Raw genomic sequence first — 19,562 nt, 5'->3', positions numbered from 1 at the left:
CTTCTTTTCGAGGAAAGTGGATGTCGCGGTTCTCAACGTGTCAATCAAGCTGCCGCGTACGAACGGCGAACAGCCCCTTCGGCTTCCACTGGAGAAAGGCGACGATACATAGAAAAACGAACACCTTGCCGAGCGACGCGGTCGACCACCATTCGAACATCGTGTTGAATACGCCGATGCCGAGCGCGCCCAGCACCGTGCCGACGAGCTTGCCCACGCCGCCCAGCACGACGACCATGAAGGCGTCAACGATATAATACGTGCCGATATTCGGTCCGATCGGTCCGATCAGCGTCAGGGCGCAGCCTGCAATGCCGGCGATGCCAGAGCCGATCGCGAACGTCATTCCGTCGACGCGGCGCGTCGAGATGCCGAGGCATGCAGCCATCTCGCGGTTTTGCATGACCGCCCGCATTCGCCTGCCGGAGTGACTCCGGTTGATATACATATACATTGCCGCCAGACAAACCGAAACCAGCGCGAGAATGAACAGCCGCTTGTAGGGAAGGTCTATGCCGTCCATCACGTGAAGGCCTCCGTTTAACCAGGAAGGGCTGTTCACGGCGACGTTGGGCGCTCCGAAGATGCTGCGGGCGATCTGCTGCAGGACGAGTCCGACGCCCCAGGTCGCCAATAGACTGTCGAGCGGCCGGCCGTACAGGTGACGAATCAGCAAGATTTCAAGCAAATAGCCGACAGCAAAAGCGACGAGAAAGCTGGCCGGAAGCGCGACGAGGAAGTACGTGTCGAACATGCTCCCCGGCAGAAGATCCTTGAAGGCATTTTGCGTCAAATAAGCCGCATAGCTGCCGATCATGATAAACTCGCCGTGCGCCATGTTAATGACACCCATCAGTCCGAATGTAATCGAGAGCCCGAGCGCGATCAGCAACAGAATGGAGCTCACGCTTAAGCCGTTGAACAACTGGGTGATCCACATCTCCAAGGAAAATCGCTCCCCCCTGTATTGAAGGCACTGCGGGGGCGTGCCCCGGGACCCCGTTCGTCTCCGGGCGCAAACGCTCCCGCTCCTCCGTTCGCCTTGAAGTCAGGACAACGTCATGTACCGGCGCTCAGGTCTTTGGCCCAATCATAGCCTTTGAGATACGGATCGGGCTTCACCGGGCTGCCGGAGTTCCACAGTTCCTTGATCATGCCGTCCGGCTGAATCTCGCCGATACGAACCGTTTTGTAGATATGCTGATTGTCGCCGTCGATGGTCACCTTGCCTTCGGGCGCGTTCCATTCGATGCCCTTGGCCGCTTCCTTCACTTTGTCGACATCGAAGGAGCCCGCCTTCTCGACCGCTGCTGCCCAGAGGTAGACGGCCGTATAACCGGCCTCCATCGGGTCGCTCGTCACGCTGTCCGCGCCGTATTTCGCCTTGAAGTTCTCAACGAATGTCTTGTTTTCCGGCGTATCGGTCGTCTGATAATAGTTCCAGGCAACGAGGTGACCGGCCAGGAAGTCGGGACCGATACCTTTGACTTCTTCTTCCGCTATGCTGACGGACAACGTCGTCAGATCCGCCGCGGCGATGTTGGCATCCTTTAATTGCTTGAAGAAGGCTACGTTGCTGTCGCCGTTCAGCGTGTTGTAGACCACGTCCGGCTTGGCTTCCTTAATCTTGGCGATGATCGTCGTGTAATCGGTATGTCCGAGCGGGGTGTATTCTTCGGCGACAGTCTCTCCGCCTTTGGCGGCGAGCTGCGCCTTGATGATCTTGTTGGCCGTGCGGGGGAAAACATAGTCCGAACCGAGCAGGAAAAATTTCTTCTTGCCTTGCTCCAGCAGGTAATCGACCGAAGGCACGATCTGCTGGTTTGTCGTTGCGCCGGTGTAGAAGATGTTGGGAGACGACTCAAGCCCTTCATACTGAACCGGATACCACAGCAGTCCGTTCAATTCCTCGAAAACCGGCAGCATCGCCTTACGGCTTGCCGACGTCCACCCTCCGAATACGGTGGCGACTTTGTCTTCGGACAACAGCTTGCGCGCTTTCTCCGCGAAGGTCGGCCAGTCCGAGGCGCCATCCTCAATGACGGGCACGATCTTTTTGCCCAGCACGCCTCCCTTGGCATTGATTTCGTCAATCGCCATCGATTCCGAATTTTTAACCGTCACTTCACTGATCGACATCGTCCCGCTAAGGGAGTGCAAGATGCCCACCTTCACGGTATCTCCGCCGCCTGAAGCGGCCGTGGAACCCGAGGCCGAAGAAGCCGGCGCTGAGGAAGCATTATCCTCGTTATTGCCCCCGCACCCTGTTAGCGCGAGACTTAGGGATACGGCCAACCCTGCGATTTTTAACCATACGATTTTTTTCATGAATCCACTCCCTTTTCATGTTTGTATCTCAGACACGAACGTTAATTAATCAAATATCAATTACCGTTCGCGATTCATATTATAGAGTTGGACGAAATTGTATGTCAATATAATTAACATAAAATAAGTTTTATTGGTAAAATCACAGCCTTTTAAACTATTATTATAAAATATACCAAGTAATATGTTAGATTATATTACATTTAGAATGAATTTAATAAACGAAACGAGGGAAACGGTTCAATAAAAGGGAGTACAAAAGAACTTTTTATGACTTCTCACATGTAACTCCTGCCAAATGTCGATTTATGACGAATGTTCGCATTTCATTTTCATCAAGTAAATGACTCCGCCCGCTTGCTCAGTTTTCTTCATGTTTTTTAAGCGCCTTTCAAACCGCTATTTCCTTCCGTTCGTTACCTCTTACATAACCGGAACGATAATGAGGAGGTCATGAGAATGAACGGGTTCGGGAAAATGATTGCATCGCTCTCCATGTGCGCGATGATGCTGATGCCGTCGCTTGCATCGGCGGAGGCGTCCCAAGCCGCAACGGTTCAGCCCGGCGGAGCCGCGGTCAAGACGGACGGTCAAGCGGCCGCCGAGTTAGGCTTGCTGATCGGCGAAGGCAGTGGCGTCACCGCCGAGTACTTGGCCAAAGGCACGACGCGCATCCAGGCCGCCATCATATCGCTCAGACTGCAGGGCAAGCTGGAAGCGGCCAAGGCGTATACGGGCACCGACAGTTTTGCCGATGCGAATCTCGCCGGAGCAAGCAACCGGCCCATTCTAGCCTTCCTGCACGGCAATCCCGAATACGGCTGGACGGGCGAAGGCGCGAATCGCTTCAACCCGCTCGCCCCCGTAAGCTCGCAGCAGCTGTACAAGGTGCTGCTCGAGACGCTCGGCTATCGTTCGAACGCGGACTTTGCCTATAAGGATACGGAAGCGTTCGCTTCCGGCAAGGGACTGGTCTCGATCGCCGGTACGCCCGCCCTAACAAATGCGCATATGGCCGCCGCGCTGGTCGAATCGCTGTCGGCGCCTACGTCGATGGGGCATTCGCTTTTCGATATGCTTCAGATGGAAGGCGTCCTGCCGGCCACCGCTGCGCTGCCCGCCGGCGAACGTATCACGCTTCGCCGGGACGCCAAAGGCGGCTCCTATTTAGCGGACGGACAAGGCCGTACGTTGTACTTCTTCTCGAACGATGCGAACGATCTGGACGCTTGCCAAGGCCCATGCATCGACAATTGGCCGCTGCTGACTGCAGACGAGCTGCGGATACCGGCAGGGTTCGATGCAGCGGATTTCACAGTCGTTACGCATGCGGACGGCGTTAGACAATGGATGTACAAAGGCTGGCCGCTCTACCGGTTCGTCAAGGACGTCAAGGCGGGAGACACACTGGGCGAGGGCGTCGGAGGCGTATGGTTCGAAGCGAAGCCGGATTATCGCGTCATGATCGGCAAAAGCGCAGCGCTTGGCAATTACTTGACCGACAGCGAGGGGCGTACGCTCTACTATTTTGACAAGGATATTCCACAGATGAGCGCATGCACGGAAAACTGCCTAGCCAACTGGCCGGCTTATGGAGCGGCTACAGGAGAGGTGCCGTCCGTCTTGAACGCAGCTGATTTTGGCACGATCACCCGTCCGGACGGCAGCAAGCAGGCAGCCTTCAAGGGCTACGGGCTTTACTACTTCGTTAAGGACGCCAAGCATGGGGACGCCACCGGCCAGAACGTCAATCAAGTCTGGTTCGTAGTGGATCCGGCCAAATTTACGGGCACGTCGGCAGGCCAGGCGGCCCCCGCGACGCCTGCCGAGCAGACCGGCAAGACGTATCACGTCGATATCAAGGATTATTCGTTCGGGTCCGGCCCGCTTACGGTCGAAGCCGGATCGACGATTATTTTCACGAATTTCGACGATATGAAGCATAACGCGGTGGCGGTGAACGGCAGCTTTGCCGGTCCGCTCCTGGCCAAAGGCGAATCCTACACGATTAAGCTGGATAAGCCCGGAACGTACGATTATTACTGTCAGCCGCACAAATCGTTCATGACCGGCCAAATTATCGTAAAATGAGAGGTGCAGGCGAATGAGAAGCTTACTCGCGGCGCTCCTGGTCGCAGCCATGCTGGCGCTGTCCGCATGCGGCGCTTCCTCCGATAACGCGGCAGAGTCGGATCAAGGACATGCCGCCCATTCGGCAAGCGACGCAGCAGAGCCGCGGACGGCCGAAGCCACCGCATCGGCGGACGCCCAAGCGCAGACAACAGCAAGCACGCAAACGCCGGAGCAGACGCAAACGGCTGACAGCACGCCCAAAGCGACGACGGAACCCGCAAGCGCAACGCCGAAGCCGACTGCTACGCCGCACGCGCAGCATTCCGCCGCAGCCGATAACGACAGTCATTCCGGCGGAACCGACGACAACGGCGGCCACGCCGGCAAATCTGACGATAGCGGCGGTCATGCCGCCGCCTCCCACAAGCCGTCTCCTTCGGCGGAACCGGCCAAGACAGCCGGCCCGCGCCCGTCTTCGGGCACGAAGGGGACCCCGTCCCCCTCGGCTAAACCGTCTCCTTCCGCTTCGGCACAGGATGACAATCACGGCGGTAAAGGCGGCAAGGACGATGGGAAGCAGGCTGCCAAGACTTATACCGTCGAGATTGCAGACTTTAGCTTCACCGTGGAAAAGCTGGAGATTCATCCGGGAGACTCGGTCAAGTTCGTGAACCGCGACAAGGTCAAACATACGGCCACCGCGGACGACGGCTCCTTCGACACCGGATTGCTGGGCCAGGATGAATCAAAGACGGTCGTTTTTGAGAAAGAAGGCGAATTCGGGTACTATTGTACGCCTCATCCGGGCATGAGGGCGACGATCGTCGTCAAAGCCGATTGAGCGCCCGCGCGCAAATGCCAAAGCAGGGAGACCGCCAAGCCGGTCCCCCTGCTTTTGCCGTGTCGCCCGCCGCAATCAACCGGCCGGAACGCCGCAAGCGAGAAGGCGTTCCCCAAGCCGATCTTGGAGGCTGCGTCCCTATGCATCAGTTGACCGATTATGAGTTAATGCTGCTCGTCAAGCTCAAGCGTCAAGAAGCGTTGTCCGTCCTGTACGACCGCTTCGCCAGTCTCGTCTATTCTTATGCGTTCAGGGCCGTCCGGGACGAGCAGGCCGCGCGGGAAATCGTGCAGTCGGTATTCGTGCGGCTGTGGACGACCGACTCCGATTACAGCGAGGATAAGGGAAAATATACGAACTGGCTCATTACCATAACCCGCAATATAACGATCGACTGGCTGCGCAAGCAGCGCAGGCAGTCGGAAGGCATCGTTCCGTTTACCGCCGAGCAAATGGCGCGCATTCCCGACGACGAAGGGGATTCGCCGGAAGCGAGCATCGAGCGCGAATCGATCAAAGGACAAATTCGCGTCGCCTACCGTTATTTATCCGGCCCTCAGATCGAGCTGCTGGAGCACTTTTACTGGCAGGGCTTCACGCTCAGGGAGCTGGCGGCCCGTTACGGGGAGCCCCTCGGCACCGTGAAGAACAGGCTGCATCAGGCTTTGAAAATATTGCGCAGGCATCTGGCCTTGGAAGGAGAGTGATGACGATGCACGACAAGCAAAAACCGCTATGCGACCTGTGTCTTTCCGTAGCGACCGGCACGTGCAGCGACGAAGAGCGGATCGCTTTTGAACGTCATCTTCCGGGCTGCGAAGCCTGCCAGGCCGAATGGAACGATCTGCAGGTCGCATGGGAGGCGCTGTACGCGGATATGGAAAAAATCGAACCGCCTGAGGATTTGAAGCGCCAAGTGATGGATGCCGCGCTGGCGGCGGATCTGGCCATGTTAAAAGAGGCGGACATCAAAAAAGCGGAGCCGGCTCCGGGCAGGCGGTCAAGCGGACGTGGCAGAAGAAGCGGAAAAAGCCGCTGGATCGCGGTCTCCGCATCTGTCCTGCTGGTTCTGCTTGCGGTCAGCACCGTCTGGAATTACAAGCTTTTCCGGGAAAACGAGGCCGGTCCGCTTCCCATTGAACGCGCGCTGTCCGTTCCGGCATCGCAAGTGAAGCTTGCCGTCCCGCTGCAAGCGGAAGCGTCCGAAGCTTCCCGCGCATTCGGCATCGCCTGTATCGTCGACAACGGCAAGAGCCGCCAATTTGTCGTCTATGTCTATGGCGCTTCGCCGACCAGCGGCGAGGAAGCCTACCAGGTATGGCTGCTCAAGGACGGTGTCCGCAAAAGCGCCGGCACCTTCCGCGTGGCCGACAACGATGAGGGTCTGGGCGTGCTGGCCATGCCGATCGAGGCGGACAACTTGGACTTCGACAAGATCGGCATCACGCTTGAGCCCGACGACCAAGGAAGTCAGCCGCGCGGGGAAAAGATGTTCGGCTCCATTTGAGTTACCTATACATCTGCATTTGTTTCATCGCACTAGCTGCTCGCTAGAAATGCGTTGATTCATCCGGCAGTCGTTCCGATGGACCTGCGTATCGTCGCCCGCGCCGTTCTTTCGCCGTATTGCCTGCAAATATACATCTATTTTTGCCGATGTCGACCCTGCCGGTGAGAAAAGCTGCAAATGCGCAGGTATTTTCCTTCATCAGCCCGATTTCCGGCTTGTGCTTTGCATTTACCTGCATATTTGCAGGCATTTCATCAAGTGCCGCGAGTCGGTAGAAAATACATGTATAGATGCAGGTTTTTCTATCTACGATTCGACGCTGCACGAGTCAGATGAAAAGCAAGGCCGCTTTTCCGATTTTTTTGATAAGTTCATCATTGTTAAAAAAAATCACCCGGCTGTTTACGCAGCCGGGTGATTTAACGCGTTCTCTATTATTTGCTCGATGCCGAAGCGGATGCCGACGGAGATGCCGGCTCGCTGGCCGAAGCCGATGCGGATGGCGAAGCCGGCTCGCTAGCAGATGCCGATGCGCTAGCCGAAGCCGATGCGCTAGCCTCAGGCGATGGAGAAGGCTCGGCAGGCAGCGTTACCGTAATCTTCAGCTTGTCCGTTTCTTCTTGGATGTAAGTTTGCATTTTCGGATCGACGAGCGCAGTCACGATCGCGTCCTTGTCCGTTTGGGACAGCTTGTCGTAAGTCGCGACTTCGCGAGCTTCGACCTTCATCACGTGATAGCCGTACTCCGTCTTCACCGGGTCGCCGATAACGCCGATCGCTTGCGTGTTGGCTGCGTTCTTGAACTCTTCGACCCAAGTCTTGGCCTGCGTCTTTTCATACAGACCGCCGTTGTCCTTGGAGCCGGTGTCGTCGGAGTATTCCTTCGCCAGCGCGGTCCAGTCTCCGCCGTCCTCAAGCTTCTTCTTCACTTCTTGCGCACGCTTCAGCGCATCCGCGTCGGAGCGCTCCGCATTCGTGGTCGAATCCGTGAAGGCAACAAGGATGTGGCGGACCGTGTCGAGGTTGTAGTCGGCAGGCGCCTTGTCGAACTCGGTTTTGATGTCGGCGTCCTTGATCGTCGCCTTGATCTCGGTTTCCTTGGCGGTGCTGATCTCGCCGCCCGTCGCCAGCGTGACGACCAGGTCGACCATTTCATCCTCGGTAATGTTGTTGGTTTTCATCGACTCTTTGATCGTTGCGCCGTTCGTTTCGTCCTTCAGCGCTGTTTCGAGCTGCTTCTTGAACTCGTCGGCTTGCGATTTGCCGGACTTCTTCTGTTCGTCCGTCGCACGCTCCGCGAACACCTTTTGCAGGATGTATTGCTTGACGATCTCTTCCTTGTATTGCGGGATCGACAGATACATCGCCATTTGCGGGTTGGTTACGTTCATGAATGCTTCGTACTTGCCGAATTCGGCTTGCTTCAGCTCGCCGCCCTCCCAGGTGGCAAGCACGGTGTCAGGATCTATGCTAGCGGTCGGGCTGGCCGAAGCAGTCGAGCTGGCCGAGGCGGACGCGCCGGAGTTTTCGTTTTTACCTTTGCCGCAGGCGGTGGCCATCGCGGCGAGCAGAACGAGGGCCGCCAGCATGAATGCGAACCGGCGATACGTTCCGCGTTTATTGTACAGCATTTTGCAATTCCTCCTTGGATTTTGTCGCTTCTTTATATTGTAACAGAAACTCTTCTACGAGCGCCAACATGGAATCGTCGTCGAGTCCCTTGACCCGGATCCGCACGAGCGGAGCCGGCGTCTGCTGCACGAGCTGCACGCGTCCCTGATACCGGGCCTCTAGCGCCTTGAATTTCTTGGCGTCGAGCTCCGCGCTGCGCCGTTCCTCGAACTTGATCGTCAGGTCGTCGTTGCGGTTGACGATCGATTCGATGCCGTAGATCCGCGCGAGCGCCTTGATCCGGGCCACGCTCAGGAGGCTCAGCACCGGCTTCGGCGGATCCCCGAACCGGTCGACCAGCTCCTCGAGCAGATCGCTGACGTCTTCTCCCGAGGCAGCGGCGGCCACCTTTTTGTAAATCTCGATTTTCTGAATGCTGTCGTAAATATATTCGGGCGGCACATAGGCGTCCACGCCAAGGTCGAGCTGCGTGTTGACCGGCGGCGGAGGCGGCGCTTTCTCGCCGTGCCACTCGGCCTTGCGCGCGTTAACCTCCTCGGCCAGCATCTGCGAGTACAGGTCGAAGCCGACGGACGCGATGAACCCGTGCTGCTCCGCGCCGAGCAGGTTGCCCGCGCCGCGGATCGACAGGTCGCGCATCGCGATCTTGAAGCCCGAGCCGAGCTCGGTGAACTCCTTGATCGACTGCAGCCGCTTTTCCGCCACCTCGTTAAGCACCTTGTCCCGCTGGTAGCCGAAGTACGCGTAGGCGATCCGGTTGGACCGGCCGACGCGGCCGCGCAGCTGATACAGTTGGGACAGCCCCATCTTGTCCGCATCGTGCACGATCAGCGTATTGACGTTCGGGATGTCCACGCCCGTCTCGATGATGCTCGTACTGACGAGCACGTCGTATTCGCCGTCGAGGAAGTCGAGGATCGTCCGCTCGAGCTCCTGCTCGGACATCTGCCCGTGCGCGACCGCGATCTTGGCATCGGGCACGAGCCCCGAGATCTGCTCGGCCATCTGGTAGATGCCCTGCACGCGGTTGAACAGGAAATACACCTGTCCATCCCGTGCCAGTTCCCGCTCGATCGCCTCCCGGACGAGCGTCGGGCTGTATTCGACCACGTAGGTCTGTACGGGGAAACGGTTCTCCGGCGGCGTCTCGATGACCGACAGATCCCGCACGCCGAGCATCGACATGTGCAGCGTCCGCGGAATCGGCGTCGCGGTCAGCGTCAGCACGTCGACGCTCGTCTTAAGCCGCTTGAGCTTCTCCTTGTGCGAAACGCCGAAGCGCTGCTCCTCGTCCACGATGAGGAGGCCGAGGTCCTTGAACACGACGTCCTGCGACAACAGCCGGTGCGTGCCGATCAGCACGTCGACGGTGCCCGCCTTGACGCCCTTGATCGTCTCCGTTTGCTCCTTGCGCGTGCGGAACCGGCTCAGCACCTTGATGTTGAACGGATAGCCGGAGAAGCGCTCGCGGAACGTCTCGTAGTGCTGCTGCGCAAGGATCGTCGTCGGCACGAGCACCGCCACCTGCTTGCCCTCGATGGCCGCCTTGAACGCCGCCCGGATCGCGACCTCCGTCTTGCCGTAGCCGACGTCGCCGCAGAGCAGCCGGTCCATCGGGCGGGACTTGCGCATGTCGGTCTTGATCTCTTCGATCGCGCGCAGCTGGTCCGTCGTCTCGTCGTAGGGGAACATCGCCTCGAACTCTTGCTGGTACGGCGTGTCTTCGCCGAAACCGTAGCCCTGGGTCGCCTGCCGATCCGCGTACAGCTTGATCAGATCGTCGGCGATATCCTTGACCGAAGAACGCACCTTGGACTTGACCCGGGTCCACTCCGCGCCCCCGAGCTTGCTCACCTTCGGTTCCTTTTCGTCGGAGCCGACGTACTTCTGGATCAGATCGAACTGCTCGACCGGAATGGACAGCTTGTCGCCGCCCGCGTAGATAACGTGCAGGTAGTCCTTGTGGATGCCGCCTACTTCAAGCGTGCCGATGCCCATATACTTGCCGATGCCGTGGTTCTGGTGGACGACGTAATCGCCGACCTTCAGCTCCGTATAGCTCTTGATGCGCTCGGCGTTGTCCATGCGGCGGTCGACGCGGCGCGCCTTGCGCTGCTTCTGGGTGAACATCTCGCCCTCGGTGATGACGACGAGCCGGACCGAAGGCATCTCGAACCCGCTCTGCAGGTTGCCCTCTACGATCTCCGGCGTCTCGATCTGATAGTCGTCGAGCACCCGGCGCATCCGCTCGGCCCGCTCCGCGCTGCCTGCCAGCATGACGATATGCGCGCCGCCCTTGCGCCAGCGCTCCATCTCCGCCTTAAGCAGGTTCATCTGTCCGTGGAAGCTCTGCATCGAGCGGCAGACGAAGTTCACGATGTTCTGCGGCTGCGTATGGGGAATCTGGCGCACGAACAACGACAGGTACACCGTCTGGAAGGTCCTCGGATACAGCGCCTGCTCCGCGGGTACGGCCAGCGTGAAGCCGGGCAGCGACTTGCCCTGCTGCAGCAGGTGCGTCGACCATTCGGTCTCGTCCCGCTCCAGCTGGCGCGCCGTCTCCGCGAGCCGGTTCGGCTCGTCCATGATAAGCAGCGTGTCCTTGGGCATATAATCGAACAACGTCTGTCTCTCGGGATAGAGCAGCGATATATATTTATAGATTTCGGAAAAATACATATTTTGGCGCAGGTCGTCAATTTCGCGGGTAATCTCGGATTTCAGGCGCTCCTTGGCCTGGCGGTCCGCCATCTTCTCCAGCTGGCGCTCGAGCAGCTCGAAGGCATGCTGCGCCGCGTTCGCGAAGCGCCGCTCGTCGGCGATGATCTCGCGGCAGGGACGCACGGTGTAGCTGTCCAGCTTTTCGATCGAGCGCTGGTCCGCCGGGTCGAAAGTACGGATCGAGTCGATCTCGTCGTCGAACCATTCGACGCGCACGGCGCTCGCGCTCGTGAGCGGGAAAAAGTCCGCGATGCCGCCGCGTACGCTAAGATGTCCCTTCTGCTCCACGCGGTCCACGCGCTCGTAGCCGAGCCCGATCATACGCCTTAAAAATTCGTCCATCGGCATCGTATCTCCCGCCTTCAGGGTGACGAAGGCGCTTGCCATCGTATCCTTGCTCGGCTGGAAACGGCGCGCGCCGGAGAACGGCACGACAATAACCCCGCGGAAGCCTTCCGCGAGTTGCAGCAATACATCCATGCGCCTGGCCGACGTCTCCGGACTCGAGATGGCCGTCTCGGCCGCAATCAGCTCGTTGGCCGGGTAGAGGAGCACTTCCTCCGCGGTCAAGCATTCCTGCAGGTCCTCCGCCATCTTCTGCGCGGCGAACATATTGTGCGTGACGACGAGCACGGGTCTCCCCAGCTCCCGGACGGTGGCGGCAATCATGACCTGTCTGGCCGAGCCCGACAGCCCCGCCACCAGCTGCTCCCGCATGCTGCCCCGAAGGCCCGCGAGGACGGACTGGAAGTCGGGGTCGGTAGCTAACGTATTCATTAGCGGCTTCATCGCTTTTCCCCTTATACGTACAATCTACGTTCACGTTCATTCAAAAAGAAGCCTGGGCGCAAAGCCGAGGCCTCTTATATCGTTCGTTTGTCGCAGCGGACGACGGCGCTATTGAAGCGGATTGCTGAGCAGCGCCAGTTCGGGGTGATGGTCGAGCGCCTGGCTGCAATAATCGCAGACCACCTGCACCGTCACATCTCCGTTAGAATTATACGCTATTATACGCTTTCGCTCTTCGGGGGTCAAGAAATGCAAGCCCAGCCTATATTCGGATACGTCGGCCCCCTCGAATCGGCCAAGCGGCGTGCGGCAGTGCCGGCAAACGTAGTTCACAGCCATATGGGTATGCCTCCTGAAGGCAGATTATGCGGCCATGGACAAGCTATGGAACCGCGCTCCCTTCAGTATGCCCGACCGTCGGCGATTTTAAGCGGAAATGGATGGCGCATCCTGCGGATGGCCGCTTCTCCTCGTTCTGTGCGCGCGCTCATGCCCTTTTTTTCACCGCGTTACTTGCCGTTGTACTTCGCCATCGTCTCTTCGAACGGGTGACTAAGCGCGTATTCGATCGCGTCGCAAGCGTCCGCGACCATCGTCCGCAGCGCTTCCTGCTCGCTCTTGGGGAACGCGCCGAGCACGTAGTCGACGATCTTCATGCCGCCCACAGGACGCGAGATGCCCATGCGCACCCGGTTAAACGACTGGGTCCCCGTATGCGCGATGATCGACTTGATGCCGTTGTGGCCGCCCGCGCTTCCCTGGTAGCGAAGCCGAATCTTGCCCGTCTCCGTATCGAGATCGTCATAGACGATGATGCCGTCCTCGAGCGGGACCTTATAAAAATCCATCAGCGCGCGCACCGATTCCCCCGACAGATTCATATACGTCATCGGCTTCAGCAGCGCGACCTTAAGACCTTGAACGCGCGCCTCGCCGTACATGCCCTTGAGCTTCTTCTGATGCTCCAGCCGCGCGCTCCAGCGCCTGGCCAGCTCGTCCACGACCATGAAGCCCGCATTGTGCCGCGTCGCCGCGTATTCCGGCCCCGGATTCCCGAGGCCTACGATCCATTTCATCGGTCATTCAGCTCCGTTTCAATTATTTTAAGGGCAAGCTGCAACGAATTGGCCTGCAGCCGTGTCATCTAGATTACATAGCACAAACGTCAGGGGTGATGATGATCAATGATGTACCTCAACGGCCAGACCTTGTCTCATGACAGGCATTTCGCTGATCATATCGTAGCAGAGGTGCCCGTCCAAATCTACAGAGACAAGCAGCACAGCGATATCGGCTTCATCGAGCGTTACGGCAAGGAATTCGTCAAAGTCAACAATCACGTGTATTGCCGCAAGGAATTCACCTTCGTATCAAGGCCAGGTTACTGAAGCGGCTTAAGTCCGGCCGACCCGGCGCCGCACATCCGCGCGATACTTCCGGCGCCTCGCCCGCATTCCCCGCTGTTCAAGTCCTCATTGACCCTACATAAGCTTTATCCGCAGAAATATGCCAAATCCGCAATAGGCAATTCCCCTCATCCCGGATACGCTTAGGAGAGGGGGATTGTCCAATGGTGAATGCGCTTCTCAAACGGCCCCGGCCGAGGAAATACTGGATTCGTCTGTTCTGGACGGTCATCCTCCTGATCACCCTGGTTCTGCTCGTATTCGCATCGGTGCTGTACGCGTTCATCCGCCATACGGCGGTAGCCCTCCAGCAGGAAGCGAACCGCAAGGTGCTGAATCAGGTGGTCTACAACCTGGACTACTTAAATGAGACGCTGCAGAGTCTAACGCTCGCCTCCTACCGGGACCGCAATGTAATCACGCTGCTGAAAAGCGAGAAGCTGGACGATTTTCAGCTCTACAATCGCTTGTACGCGCTCGACGCCCTCGTGAACGCCAACCGGTTTTTGGACTCGGTCTGGGTTTACAACGCCTCCAGCGGCTGTACCTATTCCAGCACGACCGCGCTGCCCGTTTCTTGCGCGGCATCGGACGGCGGCGTGCCGGCAGCCGATCCTCGCAATTTGATCGCGGGAGCGATCGATTCCCAACAAGCAATGCCGATGCTGAAGCTGCTGCCGATCGACTCGGCAAGTCCGACTTCGGGTTCCGGCCTGTTCGCCTATATGATGTATGACTCCCTGTCCGGGTACAAGCCAGGACACAGCTTGCTCATGCTCGCCGTCCGCGCCGACTGGGTGCTCGACAACATCAAGAAAATCAACGAGGCAGGCGGCTCCCGAATCGGCGACGTATTCGTCATCGACGATCGCGGCCGCACGTACTCTCCGTCAGGAGAGTCGGTAGATCCCGCGCTTGTCCGGCCCATTGTGGCGCGTCTGGGCGAGACTGCCGACCGCGCCGGCTTTTTCACCGTTCGCGCGGGAGGAGACAAATACTTCGTAACCGCCAGCCGCGCCGAAGAAAGCGGTTGGACGAGCGTCAGCGTTCAGCGTCACAGCGACGTTTACGGCGATATCGATCGGATCGCGCGATTCACCTTCCTGTCCTTGCTCGGATTCGTGCTGCTCGGCGCGTTAGCCTCAGGCTTCGTGGCCAACCGGCTGTATCGGCCGGTCGACCGGCTCGTTCGTATATTGCCCCGCGAGGGGATGGGCGAGGATGAGCGCGACGAGCTGAAGTTCGCGGAACGCGCCTACCTCCGCATGTCCGCCAGACTGAGCGACCTGCAGTCGGACCGCGACCAGACCCGGCGGCTCCTCGATACCTACAACATTCAGCGGCTGCTGACGGAGAGTCGTGCCTTGAAGCGAGAAGAAGCCGAGACGCTGCTGGCCGATGCCGGGCTCAAAGCTGTCCCGTCAGGCGCAGATTCGGCGCGGACGCAGGCTGGCGAGCCGCTCTATGCCGTCGTCGTGCTGAAGATCGACGATCACGACAGCTTCCTCCGGGCGCGCAGCGAACAAGAGCGCAGGCTATGTTTGTTCGCCATCACGAATATTGCGGAGGAGATCATCGGCGACCGGTTTCCGAGCCGCGCAGCGGACATGAGAAGCGACCATGCGGCCGTCTTAATCCGTCTGGGCGACGACGCCGCGGAGGAGCAGGAATCGCTCTGGAGCAGCTTGCTCAAGCCTGTTCAGGCGGCCGTGCTCGGTTACTACGCTCTTTCGATGACCGCTGCGGTCAGCGATTCGTTCACAGATATCCGTGCGGCTTCGCGCTATTACGACCAGGCCAGCAGCCGAGCTCTGCGGAGACTGACGCTCGGCAAAGGCGCGATCATCACAGCCTCGGCGCAGGCGACCGAAGATGGACCCGAGCCGCCCGGCGAGTTCTGGAAGCTGCCGTACGAGCTGCAAAAAAATCTGGCGGACGCCGTCCGCTCGGGAGATCGGCACGGACTGACAGAAGGCCTCCGGTCCGTACGGACCCGGTACGCCGATCTGCCGCCGCAAATGCTGGATCATGCCGTGCTGAGGCTGCTGGCGCTGGTGGATCAAGCGCTGTACGAGCGACCGGGCGGACGGCCGCCGTCGTTGTCGCTGAACGCCTACTTGCGGGATGCGTTGGAGCAGGAGACGCTGGACGACCTGTTCGGTCTGCTCGGCAGGCTGGCCGAGGAGATCGCGGAGGAGAGCGACGAGTCGCGCGGCGGCCGCAAAAATAGGTATCTGATCGATATGATCAAAGATATGACGCGGCTCCACTACAAAGATCCCGGCTACAGCCTGCAGGCGGTCGCCGATGCGATGAAGATGTCGGCGGCCTATCTTGGCAGATGCTTCCGCGAACAGGAAGGCATCTCCGTCGCCGATTGGATCGTCGAGGTGAGATTGAGCCATGCGATCGACCTGCTTGAACGCACCGACGACAGCGTGAGCGACATCATGCGCGAGACGGGATTCGTCAGCGAGAGCACCTTTTTCAAATGGTTCAAAAAGAAGACGGGCATGACGCCTAAAGACTATCGTCTGCACGCATTAAAACAAGCGAATCGATAATCCCCGGCTTCGCGCGGCGGACTTCGCGTTAGGCATAAGACTGCGGCATTGCGACGAACTGCCGATCGCGCAGAAATGTACGAACTGCGCAATAGCGGCTCCGGCGCGAGCCGCTCTATAATTCATCTCGACCGCAGCTGCGGCGGAAATCGAGGTGATAACCAAATGAAGCGCGATTCGACGACGAGAAGCGGCATAGGGACGACGCTGCGGCGAGAATGGCGGCTCTTCCGGAAAAACCGCGGGCTGTTCATGCTGGCGCTGCCGGGCGTGCTTTACAAGCTTCTTTTTAATTACCTGCCGCTGGCGGGGCTCATTCTCGCGTTCAAGGAATACAGCTACGCCAAAGGCATCTGGGGCAGCGACTGGGTCGGCTGGCGCAATTTCAGATTTTTTTTCATATCCGACACGGCCTACCGCATCACGCGCAATACGATTTTGTACAACGGCGCCTTTATCGTGCTGACGACGATCGCCGCCATCGGACTGGCAATCCTGTTGAACGAGCTGTCGCGTCGTTGGCTCGGCATCCACCAGACGGCTCTTTTTCTGCCGCATTTCTTATCCTGGGTCGTCGTGAGCTACGTCACGCTGGCCTTTCTCGACCAGAACGGCGGCTTCGTCAACGAGCTGCTCCGGCGGCTAGGGGCCGATTCTGTGAAATGGTATCAGGAGCCTGCCTACTGGCCCTTTATTCTCGTCGCGGTCAACCTATGGAAGTCGGTCGGCTTTTCCGCTCTGATCTATTACGCCGGCATCCTGGGCATCGATTCGAGCTACTATGAAGCGGCCCGCATCGACGGCGCTTCCAAGTGGCAAATGATCCGCAGCATTACCGTTCCCCTGCTGACACCGCTCATCGTCATCCTGTTCATTATGGCGGTCGGCGGCATTTTCCGGGCGGACTTCGGCTTGTTCTATTTTATCCCGAACGACAGCAGCTTCCTGTTCGCGGCGACGGACGTAATCGACACGTACGTGTATCGCTCGCTGCGCGAAGTCGGCAACATCGGCATGTCGACGGCCGTTGGTCTGTACCAGTCCGCAGTCGGCTTCGTGCTCGTCATAGCGGCCAACTGGACGGTCAAAAAAATCAATGCCGATCATGCACTATGGTAGGCGGCAAGCGGAGCCGAGAGGAGGCACCTATGAATACGGTCGCCATCGAACAAGCGCGAACGGTCGTCCCCGTCCGTCGGGAGCGTCGATCCGCGATATTTGTAAACGTTTTCTTTATTCTGCTGTCCACGGCGATGATCGTGCCGCTGCTGCTCGTCGTATCCGTCTCCCTGACATCCGAGGCATCCCTGACGGCCCAAGGCTACCACCTTATCCCGCAGGCGGTGAGTCTGGAGGCGTACCGGGTCATTCTGCAACATCCCGGACAGATCGCGCGCGCCTACGGCGTCACGATCTGCGTCACTGTCCTCGGTACGCTGCTGGCGCTGGCCATCACGACGGCGCTCGCCTATGCGATTGCCAGACGCGACTACCGATACCGGAGAATAACGACGCTTTACGTATTTTTTACGATGCTGTTCAACGGCGGACTTGTCCCCTTTTACATCCTGGTGACACAGTATTTGCATCTGAAGGATACGATCTGGGCGCTGATCGTACCCGCGATGCTGACGCCGTTCAACGTGCTGGTCATGAAGGGCTTTCTCGACAAGCTGCCGCCGGAAATTTACGATTCGGCCCACATCGACGGCGCCGGCGAGTGGCGTATCTATACGCGGATCGTGCTGCCGCTGGCGACGCCCGCGTTGGCTACGCTGAGCCTGTTTATCGCCTTCGCGTATTGGAACGACTGGTGGCTGGGTTTGCTCTTTATCGACAATCCCAAGCTGGTCCCGCTGCAGCTGCTGCTGTATCGCATCATGAGCTCGATCGATTTTATGCTGAACAATATCGGCAAAGTGAATGTCGCGATCGACATCAGCCGATTTCCGGACCTGTCGGCAAGGATGGCGATGGCCGTGCTGGCTGCAGGGCCCATGATGTTCATCTTTCCGCTGTTCCAGCGATATTTTGTGGCGGGGCTGACCGTCGGCTCGGTTAAGAGCTGACCCCCTGCCGAAGGCGTACCGAATAAATCGAACGATACGGGGAGAGTCGACACGAATGAGACGGACGACGAGTAAAGGAAAATGGCTGACTGGCGCGGCCGCCGCGCTTGCGCTGCTGACGGCCTCGGCTTGCGGGAACGACAACGAACAGCAGGCTTCCGGCAGCGCGAGCGGAGGAAGCGGCGCGTCATCGGCAGCTTCTTCGCAGAAGGCGGAAGGCGGCGGCAGTCTCGCGCCGGTCAAGCTCGTCTGGTATATGCCTATGAACGAAATGCCTGCAGATTTGGCTAACGTACAGGCAGAGGCCAACAAGATCATCGGCGAAAAAATTAACGCCACGGTCGAGTTGAAGGTCATTCCCTCCTTCGGCGACTACAACGACAAAATGAATACGACGCTGGTCGCCGGAGAGCAGGTCGACCTGATGTGGACGTCCAATTGGAGCTTCGACTACCTGCAGAATCAGGAGAAAGACGCATTTGCCGAGCTCAACGCGCTTATCGACCAATACGCGGGCGGCTTGAAGGATAGTCTGCCTGCCTTCGTCTGGGATGCGGTGAAGGTGAAAGGCGGCATCTATGCGGTCCCCAACTATCAGACGATCACCAACCGCGAAGGCTTCGTCATACAGAAGCCCTATGTCGACAAGTACAACCTGGACATCTCCGCTATCAAAAAGCTGGCGGATATCGAGCCGTTCCTGCAGCAATTGAAGGAAAACGAGCCCGGCCTGACGCCGTTCCCGATGGCCAGAGGCGGCGCGTGGTTCACGCACTATGAGGGCTTCGAGGAGATTGCCAAAAACATGAGCATCGGCATCCGCCTGGACGATCCGCATACCGTGGTCGACTTCGATCAGGCGCCGGAGCGCAAAGCGTTCTGGGACATGCAGCGGCGCTGGATGAAAAACGGATGGGTGAACGACGACGCGGCGGTCGTCAAGCAGGGCCCCAAAGGGCCTGTCGGAGGGAATAACGTGCTCAAGCCGGGCGGCGAGGCTGAAGCAAAGATCCAGAACGGCGGCACGGATGTCGTGTATGCGCCGCTCACGGAAGCTTTCGTCAATACGAACTCCATCACGACGACGATGACGGCGATCAGCCGCACGTCCAAAAATCCGGAGCGGGCCATGATGCTCATTAATCTCGTCAATACGGATCCGGCGTTGTACCGGCTGCTCTCCTACGGCATCGAAGGCAAGCACTACACGCTGAATGCCGACGGTACGATGCATGTCAACGCGGGCAGCGGCTATGCCGCTTCCGACTGGGCGATCGGCAATGTGTTCAACGGCTACGTCCTTGAAGGAAAAGATCCCGGCGTATTCGACGCGACCGAAAAGGAAAACGAAAACGCTGCGCCGTCGCCGATCCTCGGCTTCCAGTTCGACGTCGGTCCCGTCTCGTCGGAGCTTGCCAACCTGCAGACCGTCGAGGACGAATATTACCCTGCGCTCAATACCGGCGCCATCGACGCGTCCAAGGAGGCCGATTACTTGGAGAAACGGAAAAAGGCCGGCGTTGATAAAGTGATCGCGGAAATCCAAAAGCAGCTCGATGCCTGGTACGCCTCTAAATAAACGGCTGGCCGCCGTTCCGTTCGGACGGCGGCCCGAAGCGGAGGATCGAC

General features: G+C 58.7%; 15 protein-coding genes. 9 read left to right on the top strand and 6 right to left on the bottom strand.

Features of this window, described 5'->3' with window-relative positions:
• Positions 1-40 precede the first annotated feature (40 nt).
• Both urtB and urtA read right to left on the bottom strand, forming a co-directional pair.
• Positions 41-946 (bottom strand): urea ABC transporter permease subunit UrtB, encoded by a 906-nt coding sequence (gene urtB, locus ACFOTD_RS20625; RefSeq protein ID WP_378121818.1) that lies wholly within the window; start codon positions 944-946, stop codon positions 41-43.
• Positions 947-1,059: 113 nt separating this feature from the next.
• Positions 1,060-2,328, bottom strand: coding sequence for an urea ABC transporter substrate-binding protein (urtA, locus tag ACFOTD_RS20620; protein WP_378121817.1), 1,269 nt, complete (start codon positions 2,326-2,328; stop codon positions 1,060-1,062).
• Between the two features lie 459 nt (positions 2,329-2,787).
• Between urtA and ACFOTD_RS20615 the strand changes: the two genes are divergently transcribed.
• The 4 genes from ACFOTD_RS20615 to ACFOTD_RS20600 all read left to right on the top strand — a co-directional run bounded on the left by ACFOTD_RS20615 (position 2,788) and on the right by ACFOTD_RS20600 (position 6,749).
• Entirely contained in the window at positions 2,788-4,419 is a 1,632-nt protein-coding gene (locus ACFOTD_RS20615) for a plastocyanin/azurin family copper-binding protein (RefSeq protein ID WP_378121816.1), read from the top strand.
• A gap of 13 nt (positions 4,420-4,432) precedes the next feature.
• Complete coding sequence (locus tag ACFOTD_RS20610) at positions 4,433-5,242, top strand: plastocyanin/azurin family copper-binding protein (protein ID WP_378121815.1); 810 nt, start codon at positions 4,433-4,435, stop codon at positions 5,240-5,242.
• 140 nt (positions 5,243-5,382) lie between these two features.
• Entirely contained in the window at positions 5,383-5,949 is a 567-nt protein-coding gene (locus tag ACFOTD_RS20605) for an RNA polymerase sigma factor (protein ID WP_378121814.1), read from the top strand.
• 5 nt (positions 5,950-5,954) lie between these two features.
• Positions 5,955-6,749 carry an anti-sigma factor domain-containing protein gene (locus tag ACFOTD_RS20600; RefSeq protein ID WP_378121813.1) on the top strand — a complete coding sequence of 265 codons (795 nt, stop codon included), beginning with the start codon at positions 5,955-5,957 and terminating at the stop codon, positions 6,747-6,749.
• 437 nt (positions 6,750-7,186) lie between these two features.
• Here ACFOTD_RS20600 and ACFOTD_RS20595 read toward each other — a convergent pair whose 3' ends face one another.
• The 4 genes from ACFOTD_RS20595 to pth form a co-directional block, all read right to left on the bottom strand.
• Positions 7,187-8,383, bottom strand: coding sequence for a peptidylprolyl isomerase (locus ACFOTD_RS20595; protein WP_378121812.1), 1,197 nt, complete (start codon positions 8,381-8,383; stop codon positions 7,187-7,189).
• Entirely contained in the window at positions 8,370-11,894 is a 3,525-nt protein-coding gene (mfd, locus tag ACFOTD_RS20590; protein WP_378121811.1) for a transcription-repair coupling factor, read from the bottom strand. The genes ACFOTD_RS20595 and mfd overlap by 14 nt, the downstream gene beginning before the upstream one ends.
• 108 nt (positions 11,895-12,002) lie before the next feature.
• Positions 12,003-12,233: an anti-sigma-F factor Fin family protein gene (locus ACFOTD_RS20585; RefSeq protein ID WP_090117844.1), complete on the bottom strand. Its 231-nt coding sequence runs from the start codon at positions 12,231-12,233 to the stop codon at positions 12,003-12,005.
• Between the two features lie 170 nt (positions 12,234-12,403).
• A complete protein-coding gene (gene pth / locus ACFOTD_RS20580) occupies positions 12,404-12,970 on the bottom strand; it encodes an aminoacyl-tRNA hydrolase (RefSeq protein WP_378121810.1) in 567 nt (188 codons plus the stop codon).
• A 108-nt stretch (positions 12,971-13,078) separates the two neighbouring features.
• Here pth and ACFOTD_RS20575 point away from each other — a divergent pair, with 108 nt between their 5' ends.
• The 5 genes from ACFOTD_RS20575 (at position 13,079) to ACFOTD_RS20555 (ending at position 19,512) form a co-directional block, all read left to right on the top strand.
• Positions 13,079-13,282, top strand: coding sequence for a hypothetical protein (locus ACFOTD_RS20575; protein ID WP_378121809.1), 204 nt, complete (start codon positions 13,079-13,081; stop codon positions 13,280-13,282).
• Between the two features lie 182 nt (positions 13,283-13,464).
• On the top strand, positions 13,465-15,864 hold the full coding sequence (locus ACFOTD_RS20570) for a helix-turn-helix domain-containing protein (RefSeq protein ID WP_378121808.1): 2,400 nt from the start codon (positions 13,465-13,467) through the stop codon (positions 15,862-15,864).
• 165 nt (positions 15,865-16,029) lie between these two features.
• Positions 16,030-16,983: an ABC transporter permease gene (locus ACFOTD_RS20565; RefSeq protein WP_378121807.1), complete on the top strand. Its 954-nt coding sequence runs from the start codon at positions 16,030-16,032 to the stop codon at positions 16,981-16,983.
• Between the two features lie 29 nt (positions 16,984-17,012).
• The gene (locus ACFOTD_RS20560; RefSeq protein WP_378121806.1) at positions 17,013-17,933 is read left to right on the top strand and encodes a carbohydrate ABC transporter permease; all 921 of its coding nucleotides are present in this window, start codon (positions 17,013-17,015) and stop codon (positions 17,931-17,933) included.
• 55 nt (positions 17,934-17,988) lie between these two features.
• The gene (locus ACFOTD_RS20555; protein ID WP_378121805.1) at positions 17,989-19,512 is read left to right on the top strand and encodes an ABC transporter substrate-binding protein; all 1,524 of its coding nucleotides are present in this window, start codon (positions 17,989-17,991) and stop codon (positions 19,510-19,512) included.
• Positions 19,513-19,562: the final 50 nt, after the last annotated feature.

This window comes from Cohnella sp. GCM10012308, from assembly GCF_042649185.1.
In the GTDB taxonomy this organism is placed as follows: domain Bacteria; phylum Bacillota; class Bacilli; order Paenibacillales; family Paenibacillaceae; genus Cohnella.
The sequence above is the reverse complement of the archived record's forward strand: the minus strand, read 5'-3'. Positions and strand labels throughout refer to the sequence as shown.

Coding starts and splice junctions, on each gene's coding strand:
- urtA (WP_378121817.1), bottom strand. CDS start 2,328: ATGAAAAAAATCGTATGGTTAAAAATCGCAGGGTTGGCCGTATCCCTA.
- ACFOTD_RS20615 (WP_378121816.1), top strand. CDS start 2,788: ATGAACGGGTTCGGGAAAATGATTGCATCGCTCTCCATGTGCGCGATG.
- ACFOTD_RS20610 (WP_378121815.1), top strand. CDS start 4,433: ATGAGAAGCTTACTCGCGGCGCTCCTGGTCGCAGCCATGCTGGCGCTG.
- ACFOTD_RS20605 (WP_378121814.1), top strand. CDS start 5,383: ATGCATCAGTTGACCGATTATGAGTTAATGCTGCTCGTCAAGCTCAAG.
- ACFOTD_RS20600 (WP_378121813.1), top strand. CDS start 5,955: ATGCACGACAAGCAAAAACCGCTATGCGACCTGTGTCTTTCCGTAGCG.
- ACFOTD_RS20595 (WP_378121812.1), bottom strand. CDS start 8,383: ATGCTGTACAATAAACGCGGAACGTATCGCCGGTTCGCATTCATGCTG.
- mfd (WP_378121811.1), bottom strand. CDS start 11,894: ATGAAGCCGCTAATGAATACGTTAGCTACCGACCCCGACTTCCAGTCC.
- ACFOTD_RS20585 (WP_090117844.1), bottom strand. CDS start 12,233: ATGGCTGTGAACTACGTTTGCCGGCACTGCCGCACGCCGCTTGGCCGA.
- pth (WP_378121810.1), bottom strand. CDS start 12,970: ATGAAATGGATCGTAGGCCTCGGGAATCCGGGGCCGGAATACGCGGCG.
- ACFOTD_RS20575 (WP_378121809.1), top strand. CDS start 13,079: ATGATGTACCTCAACGGCCAGACCTTGTCTCATGACAGGCATTTCGCT.
- ACFOTD_RS20570 (WP_378121808.1), top strand. CDS start 13,465: ATGGTGAATGCGCTTCTCAAACGGCCCCGGCCGAGGAAATACTGGATT.
- ACFOTD_RS20565 (WP_378121807.1), top strand. CDS start 16,030: ATGAAGCGCGATTCGACGACGAGAAGCGGCATAGGGACGACGCTGCGG.
- ACFOTD_RS20560 (WP_378121806.1), top strand. CDS start 17,013: ATGAATACGGTCGCCATCGAACAAGCGCGAACGGTCGTCCCCGTCCGT.
- ACFOTD_RS20555 (WP_378121805.1), top strand. CDS start 17,989: ATGAGACGGACGACGAGTAAAGGAAAATGGCTGACTGGCGCGGCCGCC.